The organism is Desulfitobacterium sp. LBE, assembly GCF_007830365.1.
Classification (GTDB): domain Bacteria; phylum Bacillota; class Desulfitobacteriia; order Desulfitobacteriales; family Desulfitobacteriaceae; genus Desulfitobacterium; species Desulfitobacterium hafniense.
Genome location: NZ_VLKD01000001.1, coordinates 4,140,659 through 4,158,425, shown reverse-complemented (window position 1 = coordinate 4,158,425; position 17,767 = coordinate 4,140,659). Strand labels below are relative to the sequence as shown.

17 protein-coding genes and 2 pseudogenes are annotated in these 17,767 nt (G+C 48.5%); all 19 read right to left on the bottom strand.

Annotation, left to right across the window (positions count from 1 at the left end):
• Window positions 1-59 precede the first annotated feature (59 nt).
• Window positions 60-716, bottom strand: coding sequence for a response regulator transcription factor (locus tag DESLBE_RS19665; RefSeq protein ID WP_144678003.1), 657 nt, complete (start codon window positions 714-716; stop codon window positions 60-62).
• Window positions 717-734: 18 nt separating this feature from the next.
• Entirely contained in the window at window positions 735-2,189 is a 1,455-nt protein-coding gene (locus tag DESLBE_RS19660; protein ID WP_144678002.1) for an ATP-binding protein, read from the bottom strand.
• A gap of 8 nt (window positions 2,190-2,197) precedes the next feature.
• Entirely contained in the window at window positions 2,198-3,154 is a 957-nt protein-coding gene (phnD, locus tag DESLBE_RS19655; protein ID WP_144678001.1) for a phosphate/phosphite/phosphonate ABC transporter substrate-binding protein, read from the bottom strand.
• Between the two features lie 213 nt (window positions 3,155-3,367).
• Window positions 3,368-3,571, bottom strand: coding sequence for a twin-arginine translocase TatA/TatE family subunit (locus tag DESLBE_RS19650; RefSeq protein WP_144678000.1), 204 nt, complete (start codon window positions 3,569-3,571; stop codon window positions 3,368-3,370).
• A gap of 274 nt (window positions 3,572-3,845) precedes the next feature.
• Entirely contained in the window at window positions 3,846-4,388 is a 543-nt protein-coding gene (locus tag DESLBE_RS19645) for a DUF2703 domain-containing protein (protein ID WP_144677999.1), read from the bottom strand.
• Between the two features lie 552 nt (window positions 4,389-4,940).
• Window positions 4,941-5,210: a helix-turn-helix domain-containing protein gene (locus tag DESLBE_RS19640; protein WP_144677998.1), complete on the bottom strand. Its 270-nt coding sequence runs from the start codon at window positions 5,208-5,210 to the stop codon at window positions 4,941-4,943.
• Between the two features lie 4 nt (window positions 5,211-5,214).
• The gene (locus tag DESLBE_RS19635) at window positions 5,215-7,035 is read right to left on the bottom strand and encodes a VirD4-like conjugal transfer protein, CD1115 family (RefSeq protein WP_144677997.1); all 1,821 of its coding nucleotides are present in this window, start codon (window positions 7,033-7,035) and stop codon (window positions 5,215-5,217) included.
• Window positions 7,036-7,047: 12 nt separating this feature from the next.
• Window positions 7,048-8,481: a DUF3991 domain-containing protein gene (locus DESLBE_RS19630; RefSeq protein WP_144677996.1), complete on the bottom strand. Its 1,434-nt coding sequence runs from the start codon at window positions 8,479-8,481 to the stop codon at window positions 7,048-7,050.
• An 18-nt stretch (window positions 8,482-8,499) separates the two neighbouring features.
• Entirely contained in the window at window positions 8,500-8,631 is a 132-nt protein-coding gene (locus DESLBE_RS27345; RefSeq protein ID WP_282433890.1) for a hypothetical protein, read from the bottom strand.
• Between the two features lie 17 nt (window positions 8,632-8,648).
• A pseudogene (gene mobP3 / locus DESLBE_RS19625) lies at window positions 8,649-10,961 on the bottom strand (MobP3 family relaxase); the annotation flags it as partial.
• A gap of 101 nt (window positions 10,962-11,062) precedes the next feature.
• Complete coding sequence (gene ltrA, locus DESLBE_RS19620; RefSeq protein ID WP_144677994.1) at window positions 11,063-12,979, bottom strand: group II intron reverse transcriptase/maturase; 1,917 nt, start codon at window positions 12,977-12,979, stop codon at window positions 11,063-11,065.
• 764 nt (window positions 12,980-13,743) lie between these two features.
• Window positions 13,744-14,328, bottom strand: a pseudogene (mobP3, locus tag DESLBE_RS19615) (MobP3 family relaxase); the annotation flags it as partial.
• A gap of 2 nt (window positions 14,329-14,330) precedes the next feature.
• Window positions 14,331-14,738 carry a hypothetical protein gene (locus DESLBE_RS19610; RefSeq protein WP_144677993.1) on the bottom strand — a complete coding sequence of 136 codons (408 nt, stop codon included), beginning with the start codon at window positions 14,736-14,738 and terminating at the stop codon, window positions 14,331-14,333.
• Window positions 14,739-15,052: 314 nt separating this feature from the next.
• A complete protein-coding gene (locus tag DESLBE_RS19605) occupies window positions 15,053-15,367 on the bottom strand; it encodes a hypothetical protein (RefSeq protein WP_144677992.1) in 315 nt (104 codons plus the stop codon).
• 8 nt (window positions 15,368-15,375) lie between these two features.
• A complete protein-coding gene (locus tag DESLBE_RS26650) occupies window positions 15,376-15,549 on the bottom strand; it encodes a DUF6103 family protein (protein WP_172625459.1) in 174 nt (57 codons plus the stop codon).
• Window positions 15,550-15,648: 99 nt separating this feature from the next.
• A complete protein-coding gene (locus tag DESLBE_RS19600) occupies window positions 15,649-15,942 on the bottom strand; it encodes a plasmid segregation centromere-binding protein ParR (protein ID WP_144677991.1) in 294 nt (97 codons plus the stop codon).
• A gap of 4 nt (window positions 15,943-15,946) precedes the next feature.
• Window positions 15,947-16,828 (bottom strand): ParM/StbA family protein, encoded by an 882-nt coding sequence (locus tag DESLBE_RS19595; protein ID WP_144677990.1) that lies wholly within the window; start codon window positions 16,826-16,828, stop codon window positions 15,947-15,949.
• 30 nt (window positions 16,829-16,858) lie between these two features.
• Window positions 16,859-17,218, bottom strand: coding sequence for a DUF6103 family protein (locus tag DESLBE_RS19590; protein WP_144677989.1), 360 nt, complete (start codon window positions 17,216-17,218; stop codon window positions 16,859-16,861).
• Between the two features lie 166 nt (window positions 17,219-17,384).
• Window positions 17,385-17,681: a hypothetical protein gene (locus DESLBE_RS19585; RefSeq protein WP_144677988.1), complete on the bottom strand. Its 297-nt coding sequence runs from the start codon at window positions 17,679-17,681 to the stop codon at window positions 17,385-17,387.
• Window positions 17,682-17,767: the final 86 nt, after the last annotated feature.

The window sequence follows — 17,767 nt, the reverse complement described above, 5'->3', positions numbered from 1 at the left end:
AATGTCAGGTATTTCCCTGATATTAAGCGCTTTTTCCTGACTCGAACAAGACATTGCACTTATTCGATAATTCCATGATCTATCGCATAGCGTACCAAATCAGCACGCTTGCGCATTTCAAGCTTTTCCATAAGACGGGCTTTATACGTTTCGACCGTTTTAACACTCACATGAAGCAAGTCGGCGATTTCCTGATTGGTATGCCCCAAAGCTAGATACCGCAAAACCTCTTCCTCCCGTTCACTCAGCTGCTTGAGCTTCTTATCTTTCCTTTTCGGTTCAGCCGGGCCGACTAGCTGGCGATACATAATAGCGGCTGCCATCGTAGGGTAAATAAACATCTCGCCACGAGCGACGGTACGAATGGCGGATAGAAGTTCGACATCTGCGGCCTTTTTTAAGACATACCCTTTTGCCCCAACTCTGAGCACCGCCTTAAGGTATTCTTCATCGTCGTGCATCGTGAGTACTAAAATCTTCAGATCCGGATGTTTCTTAACAAGTGTTTCAATGCACTCCACTCCGTTTAACTTCGGCATCGTCAAATCCAGAAGCAGCAGGTCCGGTCGCAGTGCCTCCACTTGGGCGATTGCTTCCTCTCCGTCAGCCGCTTCTCCAATCACTTGAAAATCCGGCTCGGCATTGAGAAGAACCTTTAAGCCAGCCCGAAGCACCGCATGATCATCTGCTAAAAGGATTCTCAATTTTTTATCCATTCTCATACCCCCTTTCCGCTACTCAGCAAGGTCGGCCTTGACAGGGATCTTGATAAAAACCGTGGTTCCTGTGCCGGGCTGCGATTCTATTTTTAGAGAGCCTCCTAATAAGGACGCTCGTTCTTGCATGCCGAAAAGCCCTAATCCATGACTGGGACTCGATGTCACATTTCCCGGATCAAACCCAACCCCATCATCTTCGATAATGGCCGTAACCCAGTTTTCTCTCCAGTTTAAGAGGACGGAAATCGATTGAGCCTTCGCGTATTTGGCTGCATTGGTTAGAGCTTCTTGAATCATCCGGTAGAGAGCGACCTCAGCAGGGCCTGAAACTCTCTGCCCCTCAAAACCGGTTGTATGGAAATCCACCTCAGTCCCGTACTTCTGGGCATAATCCCGGATATAGCGTTCAAGTGCCGGAACAAGACCCATATCATCTAAAATACTCGGTCGAAGCTCACGGGCCAGATGATGAACCTCCTCCAGCGTCTGAGAAACCACTTGCCGCATCTCTTGAAGCCGCTCACCTACTGACCGCAAAGTAGCCTCGGATTCAAGCACTTTTAAACTGACCATTAACGATGTCAGTGCCTGACTCGTTTCATCGTGAAGTTCACGGGAGATTCGCTTTCGCTCTTCTTCCTGTGCTGTCATCACTTTTTCCAGAAGTTGAACCCGCATCTCCTCTTTTTCTCTAAGCTGTTGGAGAAGTTCCTCACGTTCTTGGTCGTTTTCACTTAAGCTTGTCGTCATCTGATTAAAGGCTTTCGTCAAAACGCCGATTTCATCTACCGAATGCACAATACCTTGAACCTTTAAATCGCCCTGGGCAACCTTTTGAGTGAGAGAAACCAAGTTATGAATTGGATGGGTTAAAACCCGTGTTAAAATAACCGCTGCCATAATACCTACAGCCGACACAAATAAAGCAATGGCCAGGAAACTCCAAACCATCGATAAAACGGCCTTGCGCAGCCCAGCCTCTTCCATCCCCACCCGGGCTATCCCTAACTTTCCGTTAAGAATAGGAACCGCGACATCCCGAATAACCCCTACTTCTGTCTGAAAAGCCGTTAGGTGATATCTCTCTTGTAAATCCACGGGGTTGGCTTTCAGTAGTTCTGCCGGAAAAGCCTCCCCAAAAGTATGGGCCAGAACATTTCCCTGAGGATCAACAATAAAAATATACTGAACGTCCTGATTGTTTTTAACAGTTTCTTTAATCATCTCATAGACCGAATACGTATTATTAATGAGCAAATCGTTGGTCGCCCGGGCAGCTACATCACTCCCAATTGAAACGGCCCGTTTATCCAGTTGATCCCGCAGATTCGTCGTTAAAACATTTCCCATTTGCCAAACCATCATAGTTGTTAAAAGCACAACAACCCCAACCACTAAACCAAGGATTTTATATTGAATTTTTATTTTCATCAAAAATTGAATTACTCGTTGAGTCATTCGTTGTTTCATAAATCAACTTATCCTTTCGGCTCCTGTTGAGCAAGGGCAGGAATGGCATTAACCATTGTTTCAATCGGCTCATAAGCCTTAGGGTTGGGGAGAACGAACCGATCATATAGCAGTGCTTTTAAAGCCTTCCGCCCGATTGGATCACTATCCATCTGGAGTAAGGCTTCCTGTAAGGCTGTTTTAAGATTGGGGTCAATTTGATGATTCACGACAACAGGAGGACTCCCCACTTCCGGTGACTCAACGATAATCCTCAATTTGTTCTTAAGCGTTGGATCCTTGCTCACGGCATACTGATAGACTAAGGAATCCACCCCTGCCGCGCTTACGACATTATCTAAAACGGCTTTAATCGAATTATCATGACTGTAGGTATAAACAACCCGGCCAAAAAAATCCTTAGGCGTTGTTTTAAGCTGAGTAACCATATAAGTGGGTGCAATGGTCCCGGAAAATGAAATCGGATCAGTAAAACCAAAAACTTGACCTTTTAAATCCATAATTTGCTGGATCGAGCTGTTGGCATTCACAATAATATACGATTGATAGGTCGATTTACCGTTTACTTCCGGGACTGCGAGCAACTCCAGATTATCCTTTTCCCCGACAACATAAGCACCCGAACAAATGAAAGCAACATCTACCTCTTGGTTCTTGACTAATTCATTAATTTCTTGATACGTCTGACGCTGCACCAGTTGAACCGTACGTCCAATCTTCTTTTGGAGATAATCCGCAAAGGGTTGATAATTTTCAACCGTTTCTCTCGGCGAGAGGACGGAGGATATCCCCACCTTCAAGACATCCTTATTCTCAAGCGGTTGTGGATTCGTTTGGGAATGATCCGACGGCTTGATACTCACTTGGGGTAAATTCGCCGTTCCTTGACAACCGGATAGAATCAGCATCGAAAAGACGAGTAGAATAACGAGCTTGACATAGAAACCGGATCTGCATTTATTCACCGGTACCAACCTTCTTTCTAGAACAGGCTTTAGCCAAGTCTTTATAAAGATATTTTCCTTCTTCATAATAACTTTCACAACAAGTATATCATTCTTTTTAGGCCTTAACTATTTGTAATGATAGGATACCAAACAGGGTCACAATTATCTCCGTGTAGTAAAGAACCCGAACCCAGTAGTTAGCTACGAGGCTCGGGCCGATCATCCTGTTTTTCAGCTCGCTACATTGTCATTTTGATCTTGCAGCTTATCTTTCATTTCATTTTTCACAGCATTTTCCCCATTCGGTTCAGCTTTGAACTCCTTAATTCCCCATCCTAAGGCCTTTCCAACATCGAAAAGCTTTCCGGGTCCGAAAAGGTTCTTTCTTTGTTTCGTGCCAATATCACAAGGGTATTTTAACGGACTTTTCTTCATTTAACAATCAGGGAAAAACCTGTCATGTCAGGATATTCCCTAATTCAATAAGGGCGATTTTTGATCAGTCTTAGTAATAAAAATAGCAGCCCTAGTGATGACACAAACCTCTACTTTGCGTTTCCTATTATCTTGACAATATCTTTAGGTTTTAAACCTTCCTATACGATACAACTTTTTCATCAATGCCGAGAGCATATTGTGCATACTGATTGCTCTGCTCCGCTGATACGGTCAGCCAAGCGACAGCCACTTCCGTATCGGTTATAAATTTCTATTTATTCTTCATTGCTTCATAGAATTTTTTCAAGTTATCTGGAAGAGAGTACTCCTTCACTACTTCTTGCTCCTTGCTGTCTCCTCCATACACTTCTTTTAATATTGCTTCAATGATCATTGCTTTTGGTGGAACCGTATAGTTCTTTCCTTGATATACCCAAACCCGGCAGTCAACTTCTTCGCCGCATAAATCGCCGCAAGATTCGCATAAACTCTCTTTGACCTCCATTTGAATATCATGACCGTTCACTCGAATGGTAGGGGAACTGACGAACTTATATTGTTTAGCGAGCTCTTCAGTAATTACATTGATTTTATTTACAACCACTTCAACAGCCGTTGCCTTGAGAACCGCTGATACTTCTGAAAGAGCTTCATCAAGGCTTGTATCTGTTTCCTGGCAGCGTGTACAGACACTTACATCAAGAAACAAAAAATCTATTATGATGCGTCTTTTTCCCATTTTGACATCTTTTGAGGCATCACAGCAACTAGGGCCACAGTCGCAGCTTGTTGAACCATTACTCCTTAACACCATGAACCAACTCCTTGTATTATTTATTTTTATATAACGACGCAGCAAAATTAAACAGGGCGCAAGTAATTTCTATTTTCCAAAACCTTCAATTATTGCAATTTCTCTCATAGTCGATTATTTATAATTGGTTCCGATAAATTTCACATCACATCTATTTTTATCGATATGTTATAGTATATGCTTCATATCGATCTTCGTCAATATGCTTTCTGCTTGTGTATTGACTTAGATTATTTTAATAAAAAACAATCCCCACTCTATTGCCTTTACCAACGTATGCAGAGTGACCTTTGTATTCCTGATTTCGATATGATTGGGGTGTGTAATCAGGCAGAAAAAGAGGAGAGCATCTCCATCCATCTAAATATTACAGAGGTGGCCTCCATTAGGGAAAAAGCTAATCTCTAATAATCTACCTTTTATTATTCTTTTTCTGCTGATAAAATATCGTAAAGTGAGCGGTTCACCTTCACGGTTCACCGTGAACCCTTCCTTAGTTCACTTACAAGTCAGACCTTCCCCTTGACGGGAAGGTCTGTATTTTATACCCGCCTACCCGGAATCTGGCCGCTTCACATAGTACATATTACTGCTCTTTCCACCGTTTTCGCGCCACCGCTGCTCCTTTCGAAGATATCCGTTCTTCTCCAGGTCAGCAATGGCGCGCTTGACGGTGCTCCGGGACAGCTTCAGCTCCCTGGCGATGGTACCAATCGCCGGATAGCATTTGCCTTCCTTATCGGAGCGGTCGGAAAGATACATATAGACGGACCTTGCGCGGTGCGGCAGTTCGGAGGAATAAAGGGAGGTAAAGTACCCCATAGCGTCACCTCCTTGTGGACTCCTGCTTTTGAACAAACGGATCAAGATTGATTGCTGGTCCCGGCGTATGAAGCATTCCACCTGATCCGGACTCGGGAGCTTTTGGCTCTTTCGGCACGTCAACACAGGCGGCGTGGCGCCGGATGATTTCTTCCTCCAGGGTGAACCGGTCGGCGTACTCCACTCTTCTGGCGGATTGCTCCGCAATCTCATAGGGCTTGCCGAAGACGATCCCCCATGTAAGGAAGAGCTTTAGCCGTGTCCGCATTGGATAGGCCCCGGTTTTAGTCACGATAAAATGGCCCTTGGGCATGGATTTCAGCTCGTCGGGGGTCATCAGTGGCCGTTCGATCATCTGCAGGGATTGGCTGGGATCGTTCTTCCCGCGGCTGACAGAGCCGCTCATAACCGTCTTACTGCCGAGGGCCTTCGACAATATTTGTGCCGATTCACTGTTGGGTGCAAAGCCGCCGAACACTGTATCCTGGCAGTTGTCGATGATGATTGCGGAACCCTCGCGTCCGTAGTTTTTCTCTAACTGTGCAAAGCTCTGGATGATGGCAACGATGGACATACGTCTTGAGCGGCTGGCGGAAAACATCATTTCAGCGGATTCAATCTTAGGAATGGTGCCGATTTCATCAAGGAACATCATCACCCGGTTGGGGAGCCTGCCGCCATACTCGTCGGCCACCGAGAGGATTTCCCTGTAGAGCTGCTGAACGATCAGACTGATGATGAAATACTTCGTGTTATCTTCTTCCGGCATAACTAAAAAAATAGCGCTTTTTTCTGTGCAAAACCTTTCAGCGTCGATAGCCGTATCAAAACACAGCACCTGCTCCAGTTCGGAGTCCAGAAAGGCGTTGAGCCTTGAAAGGGCGGTAGAGAGGACGCTCTGCATGGCCTGTTCCGCGGAATTGAGAGCCGCGCCTGCAAACCATTTGGTTTTGTGTTCGTCCGGCAGGTGAGCCAGAAGGAGCTGGAACAGGGTGCGTCCCTTAACGCCGCTGGGTGCCAGCAGATCCTGAATGAGCTTGAACACAGACACAATGTGCCGCTGCTTTGGTTCGCAGTATTCAGCAATCAAAAGGATGACAGAGGTCAGAAGCCCCTCTGCCGCATCGTAGAAGAAGGCGTTTTGCCCTGCAGACGCCACATCAAAGCCTCCGGAGTTGATGATGGTTTTGGCGGTGATCTTGGCGTATTTTTCTGCTCCGGCTTTGTACGCCAGATTCTGAGGATTGGCAAGATACAAATCCATGTACCGGTTGACGAGATGGAGAAGGTTATTGCCGTCCGAGCGGGTGGGGTTTCTCAGGTCAATGACGGCTACCTGGTAGCCATAGAACTCCTTGGCGATGCTACCGTAATTGCGGTAGAGATCACCTTTGGTATCCGTCGTGATAAAACTCATACCGCAGGCGCAGGTATATTCCAGGTTGGGGTAGAGAAAATTGGCAGTCTTGCCGACGCCAGCCGCGCCGATCATCAGACAATGGATGTCATCGTCATCCACCAGGGCATAGCCATGGGGCGCTGTGTGATCGAACAGTGAGGCCCTTCGCCAGCCAACAACCAGACCCTGGGCAGTAGGGAGATTCTCTCCCTTACGCCATTTTTCCGGTTCGAACCGGACTTCCGTATAGGTGGTTTTGATTTCTCCCTTTGATGCCCAGCGAGCTGTTCCGTGTTGCCCGTCACCTACGGTTTTGGACTTTATACCGTTGAGTGTGTAATAGTGGGCCAGCAAGGATAAAAAGCCGATCACGCCGAACATGGTCAGCGCCACGGCGACCAGCGTAATGATTTGGGATGCCTGCACGGTGCTCCCTCCTTACATTGTCATGGTCAAATTTCGGGTTTGGTCTTGTTTCGGCAGCATAACCTGTGGCCCCAGTTCAATGAACATCCTCGTCCTAACACAGTCCAAAGCAAGGCGAAGATAGGAACTGCCAAGGTACCTCTGGTCTTCCACCCCCCGGATTCCGGGCTTATGTGTGATACGGTCTATATCTGTTAGATCCCGTCGTATATCCTCCATCCGGGTGCGCAGCCAACCCCTGTCCACATGGGGGCGGTAGCTGGATTGCAGTTTTTGAACGAGCTGTTCTGCAGTCACAGGACGCCCCATCTGCCGGCATAACTCCTTAGCCAAAAACAGCGAACCTGCCGCCATGCACTCCAGACATTCTTTAACGGTGTCAGTGTTCTCCGGTGCGGTTTTTCGAGAATTTACGAGAGACTCCAATCTCTGAAAGCAATCGATCAGGAATGTGCGGATATCCCTGTGCGTTCCAAGGGCCGAGCACAAATCGGGCAAAACGGCGCACACCTGCGGAAGGAGTATCAGCTTAGGATGTTCTTCGGCAGGAATCGGCTCCATACCGTGTTTGGCTTTTAAGTCCTCGTTCCAGTCCTTATAGATGGATTGCCTGACCGCCGTGTTTGTGTACCCATCCTCCGCAAGCATGTCCTTCAGCCTTCCGTTGGCTTCGATTCCCGCCTCATCATGGTCCAGGCAGAGAATAACGTCCTTTAAGTGGGAATTTTGCCGGAGCTGCTGAAGCATAGCATGTTCTGATACCCCGTCCAGCGTGACATAGCTGTGTTCTTTCCAGCCCGGCCGGTGGAGCGTGATGAAAGACAGCATATCCACAGGGGCCTCAAAAACATACAGCTTACTGCTCCTGCCGATCCAGTGAAAGCTGTACCTCGGATCACTGCCCTCCACATTGCCCTTGTAAGCTTCGCCTTGGGTATAGGTACCGCGTTTATGGGCATGCCGGGCGGTACCATTTTCGTCCAAACCTACGAATACGGCGTTGTGGTATTCCTTATCCTCATAAATGAGTTTTTCATGGGCGAAATGCGTAATCACATCTCGGTCAATGAACCGCTGCTTGATAAGATAGGCAAAGACCCGGCGCATATCAGAATTGACTCCCGGCAGCGCGAATTCCCTTTTAGGTGCCGGTGAGCTTTTGGAGGTCTGGTTCCATTCCACACCGGCTTCACCACCAAGTAACCATTGTACTGCTTCAGGAAAACTCAAGTTATAGAACCCCTGAACAAAATCAATAGCGCGACCGCCTTCCTTCCGGCTGTGGCGGAACCACTCGCTACCGCGGATGGTCACGCTATCATGACGTTTCCAGCGCCACTCCGGGCCGGAGCGGATGAGCTGCTCCCCCTGGCGTTTAAGAAAATCCACTAGGTCGACGGAGTTGGCGCGCTGTTTTTCTTCGTCGGTAAAATGAACATATGCCATTCCTTAGCACCCCTTTCATCAATACCTGCGTTTTCCGCAACGGCGAAAAAAAGCCACCCGCTGCCTAGCGGGTGGTGTAAATGTAAGACGATTGGCTTTCTCATCAGGCGGCATTTTCCTTTCCTGCCGACTAAGATATCTTTTCTTCATGGGAGCCCTCCTTTGCTTTAATAAGTGGTGATCTTCTGTTCATGATCGTCCGGAGCATGGCCTTGGGCAAGCTTTTTCTCCCTGATCTTCCGCCGCAGCTTGCTCTCAACTTGTATACTCGGTCCACCAGGAAGCCTACGTTCTTCTTCATGGAAAATCCGGCTTAAATGATGCAGAAGCCTTGTAGCCGCAAGAAGAAGGGAAGGATCACGGAATGAGTCCAGATGATCAAGAAAAAACTGCGCATAGATATTGCCTTGTTCGGCGGAGTGCGTAAGCCAGTGGACTGCAGTTTCCCGATCAGGGGAAACATCCTTGCCCAACAGGTAGAGCTTGCCTAGCTGGTATTGTGCGTATTGATTGTCTTGTTCTGCGGAGGCGGTTAACCATTTAATGGCGGCCTTCGCATCCTTGGGAATATGTTCGCCCTTCAGGTAGAACCGGCCCAGCTGATATTGGGCGTACTGATTGCCTTGCTCCGCCGATTTTAGGAACAACTCCAATACTTTTGGGATGTCACTTACTACATCCTCGCCGGCAAGGTACAGCTTCGCCAGCGTATATTGAGCAAATTGGTTTCCAAGCTCAGCGGACAGCGTCAGCCATTTAATAGCGGAGTCGATATCCTTGGGAACCTCGACTCCGGTAAGATACAGCTTACCAAGGGCATATGCCGCGTAGGAATTGTCCTGTTCGGCTGAAAGGGTAAACAGAGAAATGGCTTTCTGTATATCCATTTCTACATGATTTCCGTCCCGGTATAGCTTGCCGAGGGCGTATTGCGCCAGATCGTTGCCATTATCCGCAGCCTTTGTCAACCACAGGATAGCCTGCAGGACGTTTTCATGACCGCTGTCTGCGTCGAGATAAATCCTCCCAAGCATGTACTGTGCATGAACATTGCCGAGTCGTGCCGATTTTTCAAAATAGCCGATGGCTGCTTCCACATCCTTCTCCGTCCCGGTACCGGTGTAGAGCATCTGTCCCAGACGGTATTGGAGCTTATCGTCGTGGTTTTGTTCTTCCAGCTTCCTAAATCCGTAAAAGGCTTCTTCAAAATGCAGCTCCGCTTCCTCAGCATTCCTTTCGGTACCAACCCCATCCCGGTACATTTTCGCCAGCTCGTAATCGGCATAAGGTACCTGCTGCCTTGCGGCTCGGCGGTACAACTCGAAGGCGGTGTAAAAATCCTGCGCAGCACCCTGCCCCCGGTAGTAAAGTCCGGCAAGCGAATACTGCGCATATTTGTGATTTTGTAAAACAGCCGTATTAAACCAGCCGGCCGCTTCCTCATAGTCCTGTGCAGTGCCAAGTCCAGCCGCATACATTTTGCCGATGCGGTATTCTATGTACCGGTTTTCTTTTTCTGTTTCGATATCCATAAAGGCCGATAGAGTTTTTTCATACCAGCAAGAGGCTGCATCTGTATCCATCTCCACACCCAACCCGTCCATATACATCCGGCCAAGGTCGTGCATGGCGAGAGCATTGCCGTCCTCGGCTTCCTCCGAAAACAGCTGTAGGGCTTGCTCGAAGTTCGGCTCCATATCATCGTTGCCATAGAGAAGTGTTCGGGCCTCTTTATATCGGTCGTTCCAAGCAATATGCAGTTTGCCAGGTTCTTCGTCACCAGAATCCGATGCGGGTGTAGGGCTTGGGGTATCATAAAAGTTGTAATCCTGATCTTCCACCACCTCATGCAGTACAACTTCCGGCTCTGCCATGGGCGGACCCGGTGTGTCATCTCCGCCGGCGGTTTCTTCCTCATGGGTTGGCTCGGCATTTTCATCCCCTTCAAAAGTGAGACGATGATTGCCGAGGTCTATTGCCTCGGCAATCACGATGTTTTTGATTTGCTTGAATTCCTTCTGCTGTGAGAGCGGGATCGGCCCTGGCAACTTGTCCTTGTAGGTGCGGAGAACTTCATTTCGCAGCTCATACCACTTAGCATAAGCTGCCGCGACTCGCTCATCCTTTGCCAGCTCATCCACAATCTTATTGACCAGCTCTTTCAGCGGGATCTGCAGGTAGCCATATTGCTTTTTTCCTGTGGTATGCTTCAGTTTCTCCGCTAGCCTGGACATCAGATCCTCAATCACCGTGTTCCTATAGGTTCCTGTACGCATCTGCTCCAAATGCTCCCGCAGGGTATTCCGGCTCTGCTCTGTCAGCGTGTTGCGCTGGATCGTCTGCTCTGAGTAAATTTGAAGTAAGTCCTGCCGAAAAATTTCCCGTGCCAGACTGCTCCGCATGTTTTCAATCGCGGACTTTGTAACGTATCCCTTGCGGGGATCGGTCGAGTAAATGATCATATGGCAGTGCGGGTGATGGCTCTATGACGATAGGTAATCCTTTGATGTTATCTTCAGATTTTCCCCCGTCCCAAACCGTGCATGAACCTTTCGGCTCACACGGCTTTCCATCATTGACATTATTGTGTTACATTTAAGCAACTCTCAACATTTGCAAGGTTTCTGAGGTGATTGAGCTTATCAGTCTGCTTTTTGGTTAGATGAATCATGTCCATGTATTTTTGAATGGTAATCGCGTTTTGGGCGTGAATGAGACGGTGAACAGTTTCAGTGACCAACATCAAGTTTTGGTAAGTATCATTGCCACCCATATATCGTGGAACTTTGTGGTGGCAGTGGATGTTGTGCCTATCCAGAATTTCTCCTGTGATCGCACACTTACCTGACTGCGCAGCATACAGTGACAGCCGGTTGTCGTTATACTCGACCGACCGGTTTATGACCGGATTTCTCATCAAATAGTGAAGTGTATCCATATTAATATTTTGTAGCTGCTTGTGGATTTCACTTCTTCCATCCGGCGTATATGCGTTAATGCTGCGTTTTCTGCTGATAGCGACGCGGTGCTGAGCGTATCCCATAGGAATGAGCGCACATTTATCCACAAATCGCAGTTGCTGGCTTGTCCCATACCTTTCCTGAATGTATAGTGGGGTTTTACATGGAATATTTCGCTTTTTCATTTGCTTGGCAGATTTGATTCGCCCTCGCAACCTCACTTCAAGGCTCTTTTGGATTCGAAAGGCAATTTTCGCACAGTCTTCGGAGATGCGCGTCGCAAGGCTGTAGTAATTATGAATGCCTAAGACATAGGAGTTGTACCTCGACAGCGCTGCATATTCACTTCTTGACCCCTGACTTGGAAATTCCATATCATGAATCAGTTTCCGAAGATTTTTAACAATGAGTTCCTGGGACTTCTCTCTGATGTGACTTTCGACCACATATTTGGGTTTTCCGTTTTTCTGCTTGCCCCGTTTGATTACTCTCATCTTAAATCCAAGAAATTCAGAATACTCTTCTTTGAGATTTACGACTTTGGATTTTTCAGGACTGATTTCCAGTCCGAGACGGTCTTTCAGCCAACCTTTCACCGCATGGAACAGCTTGACTGCATCCTGATAACTCCGCGCAAAGATTTTGAAGTCATCAGCAAATCTTACTGACCAGCATTCTTTCAGATTGGTTTGACGCAGAAAACGAAACTTGCTGCCGTGGTCGAGAAGGCCATTTGATTTTGCATACCGCGTATATGCGTGTCGCGTGGGGATTTCTTCCCATTGGCTGGCAATCCACCAGTCAAATTCATTGAGCACTACGTTCGATAACAGCGGACTGATGATACCGCCCTGTGGAACACCGGCTTCGGGGAACCCGATTCCGGCCACTTCTGCTTTAAGCATAGCCGAAAGAATACTGAGCAGCTTTTTGTCGCGTATTCCGAGCGTCCATAGCTGTTTTAGCAATTTTCCGTGACTGACATTATCAAAGAATCCCTTGATGTCAATGTCCACAACATAGTGCAGACCATGCATCTGCATTTTCCTGTTTACTTCCGCAATGGCATGGCCTTGGTTGCGATTTGGACGAAAGCCATAGCTGTGCTCGTGAAACTTAGCTTCGCAGATAGGCTCCATCACCTGTAATATACATTGCTGTATCAGCCTGTCCAAAATCGTCGGGATGCCGAGCGGTCTTATTTTTCCGTTGCTTTTGGGAATCTCCACACGCCTTATGAATTGCGGTACATACCATGCGAATTTTTGCTGAACGATTGATATGAGCTTTTCATCAGAGAGCTTTTCTAAATTTTTGATGTTTCTTCCGTCTGTGCCAGCAGTCATACTGCCATGATTTTTCTTGATGTTACGATATGCGAGTTTTATATTTTCCGGCAGCGTTATGATGGAAACGAGATTTTTGAAGACTTTGCCGCCTAAACTCTCCGCATACAGTTCATCCTGAATCATCTGAAAATCGTAATATTCCGCATGGCGCAGATTTGAACGCTTTCTTACCTTGCCTTTTGTTGCCATAGTCGACCTACTTTCTAATGATTTCGGCCTTTCTTAGTCTTACTCGAACCTATGAGTGTTTGCTTAGAATGATAAATGTTTACAATATGCCAATGACTACAGCCTATCCCTCCACCATATTTCTATGGCTTCATCGGTACTGTGGCTGCGCTTTCAGCCGGATTAAGGTTGGTTATACAGTCTTTGGAGACCGCTTTCCCAATCAACGCTTCATAGCGTGCAACCGCTCCACGTTCCGAACCTTACCACGTTCCGGTATTTCTATCTTTGCATATATCCTTAGGCTGCCCTATGAGCCTGCGTGCTGGGCGGCGCCTGTAACACCGCAGGGTATTTCATAACAACGATTTTTACTTTACCCCACACGCGCTGTTTTCACAGCAGTCGCATTTTCTACAACTTCTTCCTTTAGACTCGTACATCCGGGCATTTGTCAGCGGGTCATGACCGCATTCTCACCATAGATATTTTATAGACCCCCGGCCTAACACTCGCGGCCACCTCTGGCTCGCTTTTGCCGTATCGTCTTGTTTCCAATAACGTACACAGCGAGTGCATTCAGCCGACTTCAGCGGGCTGCATCAGGGTTGGCGGTTGCGCACCATTCCTTTTGCCGCAATTCAGGGAGAGCGTTTCAAGGCGTTACCCTCTCATTCCACTCTTCAAAATACCAGTTAGGAAAACAAACTGTTTCCCCGTCACTTTTGCCTTGTCACAGGGTAAGTCCCGCTTCAAGTTTATTTGCGACAACGTGTCGCTGCACCGTCATGAAAGGCGGCATACCAGCGGAGGTTTTCCGGTGCGATTTTCATCTGCTCGGCAAATATATTGCGTTGTTGACGGAGGAGAGCTATCCATGCGGAGGCGTTATCGTATCCCAGCCGGGCCGCGTTCTCTCGCCGCATGGAAATGATGGGTGTCCAGATGTTTCCGGTATGCTCCGCCACTCTTTCGGCTACCTGAGACAGCGCCAGCGGCCCATCCTCATCTGTAAACAGGCCGTGGCCGCCCAGCTTTTCGGCCCGGGGACGGGTGGCAATGTAGTTGACATAGACCTCTTGGTGTGTCAGCTGATCCAGGTTATGGTCAATGGCGGCGGTAATAAACGCCGATGCATTTTCGGGAGTCGGCTTATTTTTATAGTCCTCATATTCAAACAGGCTTTTGGAATCAGGGAAGCAGGTAAGTATATCCTCGATACGCTCTATTTGCTTTGAGGTAGCGGGTTGGTCCCGTTTGAACTGTGGGAGCTTTTCCACGCCTTCCCGCGTTCCTACATACTCGATTAGGTTCTTTACATGCTCCGGATTATTTTTGATGTAGCTGCATTTGAAGATAATCCTTGGCATGGTCAATCACCCTTCTGGAATTTTACGACATCCTCGAAGGTAACAGAGCCGACCGATTTTTTCACGTCATTTACGCATTTGCCCCGCAACCGATGCAAGGTGTTTTCATCTAAGTCCGCAGTGGTTGCGAGGATATTCATCATCATGGACATTTCAACCGCCAGCTTGAAGATCAGCCGTGCCATACGGTTTTCCGATGAGCTGACAATGCCCGACATAGCCGAGGTAATGGCGGTCGGCAGATACTTCATACCGTCTCCTGCGGAAATATATCCGCTGTAAAAATGGATCGCTTTTTCAATAAATTCACTGCGGCTTTTGCAGTTATTCTTTGCCAGGATCGCATCCATACCCTCTATGGTGCTGGGATAGAGCCAAAGCGGGATGCGGGTTTTGATTTCTTCAGTCATAGCAGATCCTCCTTATCCAAAAAGCTCCGGAACCACCTAACAGGTGTACCTCCGAAAGACCTTTGTTTTCTAGGGCAAGCGGCAGGTTTGAGAGGGTTTTGACCACCCAGGAGGTGACCAACACCCTATTTAGGTGTACCCGGCGGAACGTCCCCGACCCGCATTGCGGGGCGGTGTGAGGCGGCAGGTGGGCGCGAAGCGACCACCTGCCTTTAACCAGCATCGTTTTCGACCCCATGGTTCACCCCTAAAACCGGCAGTTGAAAGAGATCAATTTATGAGCCAATGCCCGGAGGATAGTTCCCCCGGCTCCTTCACAAAGCCCTGACATTGTGCATGGCTCTGCCTGCAGGTGTTACTGTGCCACCCCCGCCGCCTAAAGCCACACGGGGGCAAACAGGCGGCCACAGCGGGCTGTCTTTGGTGCAGCATAATCCAACCCGGAAGGCCTGCTTACTTGGGGTGCTACCTGGACGCCGATGGGGCACCTGCTGCTCCAATTGGTTTAAAAATCCATCGTAACCTATCACCCAGTACTGACATTTTTGACCGCAGGGGCGAACGGCAGATATAAAAAGGGTCCGCATAGTTCTCGCTGTGCTTCCTGTCTTTCCTTTATACTCTTTCACCAGTTACATCATCCTTCCCGATTTTCGATGCCCTGGCGGACTTCTTCCGGGACATGCTTTTCATACAGGGTCTGAAGCCGGCCAGTCAGCTCAGTCTGCAACTCTGCTTCATCCTTCAGACAGCGGCGGATGGCTTCAAGTTTCTCCTTGTCATACTGGATTAGGATGCTTGACACTTTCATAGCAATTTCACTCCTTTGCGGGTTCATCGGAAAGTGAGCCATCTTGGTGTATTTTCCTGTATGCACTTTTATCAGGGACGGGAAAGTGAGCCAACATGGTCACAATTCCTCCAGCGCATGAATAAGGCTGCCGGGGAGGTCGGACAGCTGAACATCCCTGTCTGTTTCTTCCGTTAGTCTATTGGATAGCGGCAGCTTGATATGGCGCAGCTCGTCCCTGACCGCCTGTCGGATGGTCTGCTCCAGACCTTCCTTCTGACTTGCCGCCAGAATACAAGTAACCACAAATTCCGTACGCCGCCGGCTGGCCTGACCCGCCAACAGGGCCTCAGCTTCCCGATGCATTGGGTTATCCAGATCAAAGGATAGATAGTAGCGTTTTCTCCTGGACATAGGCTCACCCCATCAGGAGCTTGTAGCCGTCGGCATTGGCAAACCGGTCCAGCACAGCCACTGTATTGAGATCATCTCTGTACAGCATGGGCTTCAGGAGTTCAGCGCCGCCGCCCGCGAACACCGTGGGGAGCCGCAAATCCAGCCCGCGTTCCCGTAGAGCGTTAAGCAGTTCCTTGCAGTAGGCTGCCACGGCCTGCTCCACCACTGCCCCGATCAGCTTGCTGTCAGCATGCTGGCTCTCCCCACGGATGGCATCGGTGATGAGTTCGTCCGACAGGATGATGCCACTGCGCTGAAGGGTATCCTGAATCCGGCTGTACAGGGTGATGGTGCCCATACGCAGGCTGGCGCAGCTGGACCGGTCCAGCCGGAAGTCATGGAGGGTAAGAATATCCACCGTATACCCGCCGATGTCCACCAGCGTAATGCTGCGGTAATTTTTCAGCTGGGAGTAATACCGGCACAGCGCCGCATGGCCCTGGGCGAACACCCTGCACTCTGCAATCCGGCAACGGTAAAATTCTCCCTCGAACCGGAACGATAGGTTATCCCGAAGAAAATAGCGCCGGAAGGCATCCTTCTGCATGCCGTAGCTGTCAATAGGCAGCCCAACGCCAAGGGTGATTTCCCCATAAGTCACTCCGGCTTTTTTCATAGCATCCGCGATAGCCGGCAGAGTCAGAATAAACGCATCCTCTTCTTTGGTCTTATCCTGCTGGAAACGCATGCGCCGTTCCCCAACAGCGTAATATTTGCCCTGGAAATAAACCTGCATCTCCGGTGTGACGAATTCCTTGTCACTTATCGCGAAACCGGAGGCATAGAGCATCCCCTCCGAGGATTTGGTGTTATAGTTTCCATTGTCCACGCCAAGCTTGATCATGAGCAGACCCTCCTTCTTTCTTTTCTGGGGTTACATGCTCATGGTCATGCCCGGAGTTTCTTCTTCACCCGGACCTTCCATTCCGACCTGAACCTCCGTAGCGTTAGGTGTTGAGGAGATGGTTTGTTCCCGCTGACGGCGGCTCTGACGCGCCGGGCGTCCCCTGCCGGCAGGAGTCTGTCCTGCTTCCTGGGTTGGCTGCTGCACCGCGGGCTGCTCCATATGGCTCTCCACATACTCTCTTACCTGAGCGGGAACCATCTTTTCATAGGCCTTATCGAGGTACTCCTGCAGGTCCTGCTCAGGGGTTTGCTGCTTCTTTTCCATAAAAAAACGGAGAGCATTCAGCTTCTCCGTGGGGAAAGTAAGTTTCAATTCCGTCATACTCATAGGTTTTTCCTCCTTCAAATTTTAGGGTCGTGTCGGGAGCGTCCGGCTCCTGGCTGACCCAAATATTTCATCCTCTTTTTCATGGGTATAAAAAAGGGCATAAAAAAAGCGATCCTTTTACAGATCGCTTTAAGCATTATGTTAACGTATAAAAATCAGGCGTCCATTAATTCATCTCGATGGGCCTGGCGCCCGATTCAATCCTCCATGCCTGTATCAGTTCAAGCATTTCCCTTCGGAGCTGTTCAAAATCTAGTTCTCTTTCTTCCGTAAGTTTGGATACCTTGTATTTACGGAGAAGATAATATATTTCGTCGGAGGTCACTCCCGCACCCGCCAAGCTGAAAATCAGGGTAACAACCTTGCTCTGGTAAAGATCAGGCACCAAGCCTTGGTCTGTCCATTTGTATCCATAGGGAGCGACCCGTTCCGGTTTTATGTTGTGGAAGATCATTGGCTTCATCTCCAAGCTTCTCTTTAGTTAGCATTACTATATAACATCAAAAACAAGAAAGCTACCGGAATTGCCCAAGATTTTTATCTAGTGCC